General features: G+C 73.5%; 5 protein-coding genes and 1 pseudogene. 2 read left to right on the plus strand and 4 right to left on the minus strand.

Features of this window, described 5'->3' with window-relative positions; genetic code table 11:
• Positions 1 to 141: 141 nt before the first annotated feature.
• Positions 142 to 1,881 carry a methyl-accepting chemotaxis protein gene (locus ACLBXO_RS17040; protein WP_331313792.1) on the plus strand — a complete coding sequence of 580 codons (1,740 nt, stop codon included), beginning with the start codon at positions 142 to 144 and terminating at the stop codon, positions 1,879 to 1,881.
• Positions 1,882 to 1,918: 37 nt separating this feature from the next.
• Here the strand turns inward: ACLBXO_RS17040 and ACLBXO_RS17045 are convergent, their stop codons facing one another.
• The 4 genes from ACLBXO_RS17045 to ACLBXO_RS17060 form a co-directional block, all read right to left on the minus strand.
• A complete protein-coding gene (locus ACLBXO_RS17045) occupies positions 1,919 to 3,007 on the minus strand; it encodes a phytanoyl-CoA dioxygenase family protein (protein WP_331313791.1) in 1,089 nt (362 codons plus the stop codon).
• Between the two features lie 150 nt (positions 3,008 to 3,157).
• Entirely contained in the window at positions 3,158 to 4,411 is a 1,254-nt protein-coding gene (locus ACLBXO_RS17050) for a cytochrome P450 (RefSeq protein ID WP_331313790.1), read from the minus strand.
• 105 nt (positions 4,412 to 4,516) lie between these two features.
• Positions 4,517 to 5,788 (minus strand): NAD(P)/FAD-dependent oxidoreductase, encoded by a 1,272-nt coding sequence (locus tag ACLBXO_RS17055; RefSeq protein WP_447686076.1) that lies wholly within the window; start codon positions 5,786 to 5,788, stop codon positions 4,517 to 4,519.
• The gene (locus ACLBXO_RS17060; RefSeq protein WP_447686077.1) at positions 5,788 to 6,033 is read right to left on the minus strand and encodes a ferredoxin; all 246 of its coding nucleotides are present in this window, start codon (positions 6,031 to 6,033) and stop codon (positions 5,788 to 5,790) included. Before ACLBXO_RS17060 ends, ACLBXO_RS17055 begins: the two co-directional genes overlap by 1 nt.
• Before the next feature lie 257 nt (positions 6,034 to 6,290).
• On the opposite strand from ACLBXO_RS17060, the pseudogene ACLBXO_RS17065 reads away from it, so the two are divergent.
• Positions 6,291 to 6,547: pseudogene (locus ACLBXO_RS17065) on the plus strand (hypothetical protein); the annotation flags it as partial.

The raw sequence follows: 6,547 nt of genomic DNA on the forward strand, positions 1-6,547 counted from the left end.
TGGCGCCTTGAAACCGCTATTCGCCGGCTAGCGGCCCCAGGTCTTTGCGATTTACTAACCCGAATGCACGAGGTTGGCCCGGCGCAGCGCGGGCGGCGAATCCACGCCGGCCGGCCGCAGGCCTCCTCTTCCGGTGCTCGGATGACCCCCACGCAGACCAGCCGCCCGCCCGTCGACCGCGTCGCGCCGTGGCAGCGCCTCGCCGATCTCCGGCTCCGCCACAAGCTCGCGGCCGTGATGGGCTTGGTGCTCCTGGCCATCGGCGCCCTCAGCGCCCTGAGCTTCCTCGACATGCGCGGCTCGGCGCTCGAGGACCGCGCGCTGATGACCAAGCGCCTGACCGAGGTCGCGCAGAGCCTGCTCGCCCACTACGAGGCGCAGGCCCGGACAGGCCAGATGCCCGTCGCCGACGCGCAGAAGGCCGCGCTCGCGGCGATCACCGCCCTGCGCTTCGGCAGCGAGGACTACTTCTTCGTCCTCGACGCGCAGGGCCACCTGATCGCCAACGCCTTCAACGCCAAGAACGTCGGCAAGCAGGTGGTGGACCAGACCGACGTCCCCGGCGGCAAGCGCTACTTCGCCGAGATGGTCGAGACCGCCAAGCGCGACGGCTCGGGCTTCGTCGACTACATGAAGCCGCGCCCCGGCGGATCCGTGCCGGTGGAGAAGGTCGCGAGCGTGCAGATGTTCAAGCCGTGGGGCTGGATCGTCGCCACCGGCCTGTACCGCGACGACGTCCACGCGGCCGTGCGCGACCGCGCGGTCACCATCGGCCTCTGGTCGGCCGGTCTCGCCCTGCCGATCCTGGCGCTGCTGCTGCTCGTCGGCAACGGCCTGTCGCGCCCGATCACCCGCCTGACCGCGGCGATGCGCTGCCTCGCGGACGGCGACCTCGCGGTGACGGTCGCCGACCAGCGCCGCGGCGACGAGGTCGGCGCCATGGCGCGCGCCGTCCAGGTGTTCAAGGACGCCCTGATCGCCAAGCGGGCGGCCGACGCCGCCGCCGTGGCGGAGAACGACGCGAAGATGCGCCGCGCCCAGATGCTCGACACGGTCACCGCCCGGTTCGACGCGCAGGTCAGCGCGCTGACGCAGGGCCTGTCGGCGGCCGCGGTCGAGATGGAGGCCACGGCCCGGGAGATGACGCGCACCGCCGCGCGGACCACCGACCAGTCGGTGCGCGTCGCCGCGACCTCCGAGCAGACCTCGAGCAACGTGCAGACCGTGGCGGCGGCGAGCGAGGAGATGGCGGCCTCGATCAACGAGATCGCGTCCCGCGTCGCCCAGTCCTCGGCGATGGCCGACCGGGCCGGCACGGACGTGGCCCAGACCAACGCCCTGATGCAGGTGCTCGCCCGCGGCACGGACCAGATCAGCGAGGTGATGGGCCTGATCGCCGGGATCGCCGGTCAGACCAATCTGCTGGCCCTCAACGCCACCATAGAGGCCGCGCGCGCCGGCGAGGCCGGCAAGGGCTTCGCCGTGGTGGCGGGCGAGGTGAAGGCGCTGGCCTCGCAGACGGCCCGAGCCACTGAGACCATCGCGACGCAGATCGCCGCCATCCAGAACGAGACGCGGCAGGCGGTCGAATCGATGCGGACGATCGGGGGCACGATCGACGAGATGCGCACGGTCGCGCTCAGCGTGGCCGCCGCCATGGAGGAGCAGGGCGCGGCGACGAGCGAGATCGTCCGCAACGTCACGCAGGCGGCGCAGGGCACCCAGGCGGTGAGCACCGACATCGCCGACGTCCGGCAGGCGGCCCGCGAGACCGGCGCGGCCTCCGACCAGGTGCTCAGCGCCGCCCAGGAACTGGCCCGCTACTCGTCGAGCCTCGGCCAGGAGGTCACGACCTTCCTGGCCGCCGTGAAGGCCGCCTGAGGGCTGGGTCGCCGGGCCGTCCGGCGACCCAGCGTCCTTACAGGCTGATCCGCTCCCGCACCGCGATGTCGGGGCTGGACGCGCCGCAGGTCGGCAGGCTCTCCACGGGGCCATGCACCGCCGAGGTGGTCGCCGACAGGTCGTGGTAGCAGATGCAGCCTTCCGCGAAGTAGTGGTGCACCAGGGCCTTGCGGGAGCGCTGCATGTCGGCGCGGGCGGAGCCGCCGTGCAGCAGGTTCGCGTGCCAGAACAGCACGTCGCCCTTGCGCGCCGTGAAGTAGGCGGGCGTCGCCCCGTGCTCCCGGATCTCCTGCTTGATCGCCGGCTCGTAGCGCTCGGAATAGGCGCCGTAGCCGCGCTCGCGGAACTCGTCCGTGGTGATGCCGACGTCGTGGCTGAACAGGTACGGCAGGCGGTGGGTGCCGGGATAGTAGACGAGCGGCCCCGCATCCGCGTGGATGTCCTCCATGGCGACCCAGCAGGCAGCCAGGTAGCCGAGCGGGTAGGTCGTCATGTGGATCGAGTCCGAGTGCTCAGATTGCTGGCTGCCCTTGTGGGACGCGATGGTCTGGAACGGGATCGCGGGGCGGCCGAGCACCATGCTGCTGAAGTTCATCAGCACGGGATGCTTCAGCAGCCGGTCGATCGCCTCGACCTTCAGGTGCGGGTTGAGGTAGCGGCCCGGGTGCGGGTCGTCCGGCGCCGCCTTCTCGGGGGCGAGGGTCAGGTCCCCGCCGGCGATCGCGGCCTCGTAGGCGGCCCAGACCTCGTCGATCGTGTCGGGATCGATCGCGCCGCGCAGGACGTAGTAGCCGTGCTCCACCCAGGACCGGCAGATCTCGGCCTGCCGGGGCGTGATCTCCCGGCGCGCCACGCGCCGCGCGACGATGTCGAGGGCGTCGGGCTGGTCGAGCCAGGGGCTCGGCCCGGATTCGGGGAAGCTCTCGGCCCGGAACACCTTGATGCAGCCGATATCGACCGGGATGTCGGCCTCGACCGCGCGGGATGGCGCGGGCGGCGCGTGGGGCGCTTGGGGCGGGACGTCGTCGCGCCCGAGGGCGAGGTTGCGCACCGTGGTCCTCACCGTGCGCGCCAGCGATGCAGCGCGCGCAAGCCCCTGAGCCATCGTCTCAACCCGCCGGTTCCGTCCGAGTCGCCATCAGGCCGGTCGATCGCGACTTTAGCGAGGCAAACAACTTTACGGCGACGAACTTTCGTCTCGGTCGCGTCGGAGGTCTCATCGATGTTCGGATGAGCCGTCCGGCCCGCCCGCGGCTCAGGCGATCCCGTCGATCGCCACCCGCAGGTGCTCCGGCCCCCGCAGGGCGGCGCCCGGCCGGTAGGGCGGCGGGTCCTCGACCAGGCGCGGCGCCTTCAACCGGCGGGCGAGGGCGGTGAGCGCCGCCTCGGCCTCGAACCGGGCCAGCGGCGCGCCCACGCAGTAGTGCAGGCCGCCGCCGAAGCCGAGATGGCGGATCCCGGTGCGGTCCGGGTCGAACCGGTCGGGGTCGGGGAAGACGGCCGCGTCGCGGTTGCCGGAGGCCAGCAGCAGCACGAGATCGGCCCCCTCGGGGATCGTGACCCCGGCGATGTCGATGGGCGACAGGGTCCGCCGCGTCCGGAACTGCACCGGCGGCTCGTAGCGGAGCAGCTCCTCGATCAGCCGCGGGGCCCGGAGCGGGTCCTGCCGCAGGCGCTCCAGCTCGTCCGGATGCCGCAGCAGGGTCAGCAGGCCGTTGGTGATCAGGTTCACGGTGGTCTCGTGCCCGGCCACCAGCATCAGGATCGAGGTGGCGATCAGGTCGTAATCGCCCATCTTCACGCCGGCCGGGGTGGCGTGGTTGGCGAGGCCCGACAGCATGTCGTCCTGCGGGTGCCTGCGCTTCTCCCTGATCAGGTCGCCCATGTAGCCGCCGATCGCGTCGAAGGTCCGGCTGTTCGCGGCGCGGATCTCGGGATCGGACAGGCTGTCGGGCTCCAGCGCGGTGGCGAGCTGCGTCGCCCAGCCGTGGAATTTCGGCTCGTCCTCGCGGGGCACGCCGAACAGCTCGCAGATCACCGTCACGGGCAGCGGGTAGGCGAGGTCGTCGACCGCGTCGATCTCCCGGGCACCGCACTTCTCGTTGAGCAGGTCCGCCACCAGCCGGTCGGAGCGGGCGCGCATCGCCTGGACGCGCTCGCGGGAGAACTGGTGCATCACCGCCGAGCGCAGGGCGTCGTGGTCCGGCGGGTCGCGGAAGATGAAGACCCGGTGCCGGTCCATCATCCAGTCCTTGAGCGGTTTGACGATCAGGTCGGTGAGGGGGTTGCCGGTGCGCGGCCGGTCGGCCGGGGGCAGGGTGTCGGAGCTGACCCGCGGGTCCTGCAGCAGGCGCGCGACGGTGCCGTGGGTCGCCGCGACCCAGGTGCCCGCCTCGGTACCGTCGTCCTGGCGCGAGACGGGATTCTCCCGCAGCTTCGCGTAGACCGGGTAGGGGTTCGGCCGGTTGGCGAAATCCTTGACCTGGTCGAGGAGGGTGGCGTCGGGCATGCGGTCTCCTTCACGCATCGACCCGGACGGCGGCCACCGGCCTTCGGGAAAGATGCTGCAACGACAAAGGCTTCGCCCGATGGGCCGGTTCCGCTTCCCGACGCGTTACGGAAAGCCCGGCTCGTGGACCGTGACGCGCTTCGGCCGGTCGGTCGCGGCGCCCTCGGGCGGGAACGGCGCGCGGGCCTCCACGAGCTCGGCATGGGCCGGCAGCCAGCGGGCGGAATCGACCGCGACCGCCGCGATGCAGCGCCCCGCGCGGCCGTAGGTGGCGACGAAGCGGCCGGCCGCCGGATCGCCCTGCGTGATCGCCACCGCGTCGGCGCCCTCGGTCAGGCCGACGGATTTCACCACGAGGTCGCCCTGCGTCGACCAGAAGGTCGGCAGGGCGCCGTAGGGCCCCTCGGGCTCCGCGCCGGCGAGGCGCCGGCCGGCATGGACGCCCTGCGCCACCGCGTGGCTCCAGTGCTCCAGGGCGACGCGCCGGCCGTCGTAGAGCGGGTGGGGAAAGCGCGCCACGTCGCCGGCGGCGGCGATGCGCGGGTCGGGCCTGCCGTCGGAATCGAGGACGTGGCCGCGCGCGTCGCAATCGACGCCGCCCGGATCCGCCGACAGGCCGGACCCGTCGAGCCACTCGGTGTTGCGCACGGCCCCCAGGGCGATGACGGCGACGTCGGCCGCGAGGCTGCTGCCGTCGACGAGGTGGGCGCGCACGAGCCGGCCGTCCCGGCCCTCGAGCCACTCGACCTCGCGGCCGCAGCGCAGCGCGACCCCGTGGCCCGCGTGGATCGCGCCGATGAATCCCCCGACGGTGCTGCCGAGGACGCGGGCCAGCGGCGTCGGGCCGGGCTCGACCAGGGTGACCGGCAGGTCGAGCTGCCGGCACAGGCTCGCGACCTCGCAGCCGATGAAGCCGGCGCCGATCACCAGCACGTGCCGCGGGCCGGCGGCCAGCGCCCGGCGCAGGGCGGCGGCGTCGTCCCGCCCGCGCAGGGTGAACACGCCGGCGAGGCGGCCCTCGTGCGGGTTCGCCCAGGGGCGGGCGCGGGTGCCGGTGGCGATGAGCAGGCGGTCGTAGGGGAGCGTCCGCCCGTCCGCGAGGCAGACCGTGCGCGCCTGCCGGTCGAGGCGCCGCGCCGCGCTGCCGAGCTGCCACTCCGCCGCGAGGGTGCCGACCCCCGGCAGGATCGTGGCGTCCGCCGGGATCGCCCCGGTGAGGACATGCTTCGAGAGCGGCGGCCGGTCGTAGGGCCGGTGCGGCTCGTCGCCGACGATCGTCAGCGGCCCGGAGAAGCCCGCTTCGCGCAGGGCCTCGGCCCCGCGCAGGGCCGCGAGGCCGGCGCCCACGATCAGGACACGCTCGCGATCGCGCGCCATCAGGCGCCCCGCTCCGGATCCTCGACCCGGATCGCCTGGACCGGGCAGGCGACGCGCGCCCGCTCGATGTCGTCCCGGTCCCGCGCGGCGGGGGCGGGATCGTAGAACAGGGCCTCGTGCCCCTCGATGCGGAAGTGCCGCGGCGCCGCGTAGCAGCACTGGGCGTAGGCCTGGCACAGGTTGAGGTCGACGCTCACCCGCAGGCCGGGCGGGGGACCGGAGGACGCATCGGCGGGGGTGGACATGGCGGGGCAACCGCGCGCGGCGCCGCGGGTTCCGCGGGCCCGATCGGGGACCGCGGTCACGGGTCGCGCCGCCGGTGATCGCCGCGACCGGTCGTCGGACGACCGACCCGCGTCCGCCGGTGAGCGTCATCCGTATTAAACGTGTTTCGGCGATCCTGGTGGAAATGCAGCGACACGATTCCCCTGAACGGCGGTTCGATCTATTGTTGCGCTGCTCCGCGGATCTGTCCGAAACCCCGCGATGACAGGAGGGCGCCATGCCGCACGGTGCGCGAACGAGCCTCGCCGCCCTCATGCTGATCCTCGGGATCGGCGGCGCCTCCGCCGAATCCGTCGCCACGACCTGGACGGACCCGCCGGCCCACAAGGCCGCGACCCCGAAGGCCCCGGCCGCGGATCCGAAGGCCGCCGCACCGGCGCCGTCCGCCTCGACGGCCACCGCGCCCCCCGCCGCCGCGACCGCGACCCGGCCGGCCCCCGCCCGGCGGAAGGCCGTGGCGGCGCGGCGCGCGCC

The sequence above is a fragment of the Methylobacterium sp. C33D genome, assembly GCF_053345825.1.

Bases quoted from the DNA above. Each gene is read 5' to 3' on its own strand.
- ACLBXO_RS17040 (WP_331313792.1), top strand. From the start codon at position 142: ATGACCCCCACGCAGACCAGCCGCCCGCCCGTCGACCGCGTCGCGCCG.
- ACLBXO_RS17045 (WP_331313791.1), bottom strand. From the start codon at position 3,007: ATGGCTCAGGGGCTTGCGCGCGCTGCATCGCTGGCGCGCACGGTGAGG.
- ACLBXO_RS17050 (WP_331313790.1), bottom strand. From the start codon at position 4,411: ATGCCCGACGCCACCCTCCTCGACCAGGTCAAGGATTTCGCCAACCGG.
- ACLBXO_RS17055 (WP_447686076.1), bottom strand. From the start codon at position 5,788: ATGGCGCGCGATCGCGAGCGTGTCCTGATCGTGGGCGCCGGCCTCGCG.
- ACLBXO_RS17060 (WP_447686077.1), bottom strand. From the start codon at position 6,033: ATGTCCACCCCCGCCGATGCGTCCTCCGGTCCCCCGCCCGGCCTGCGG.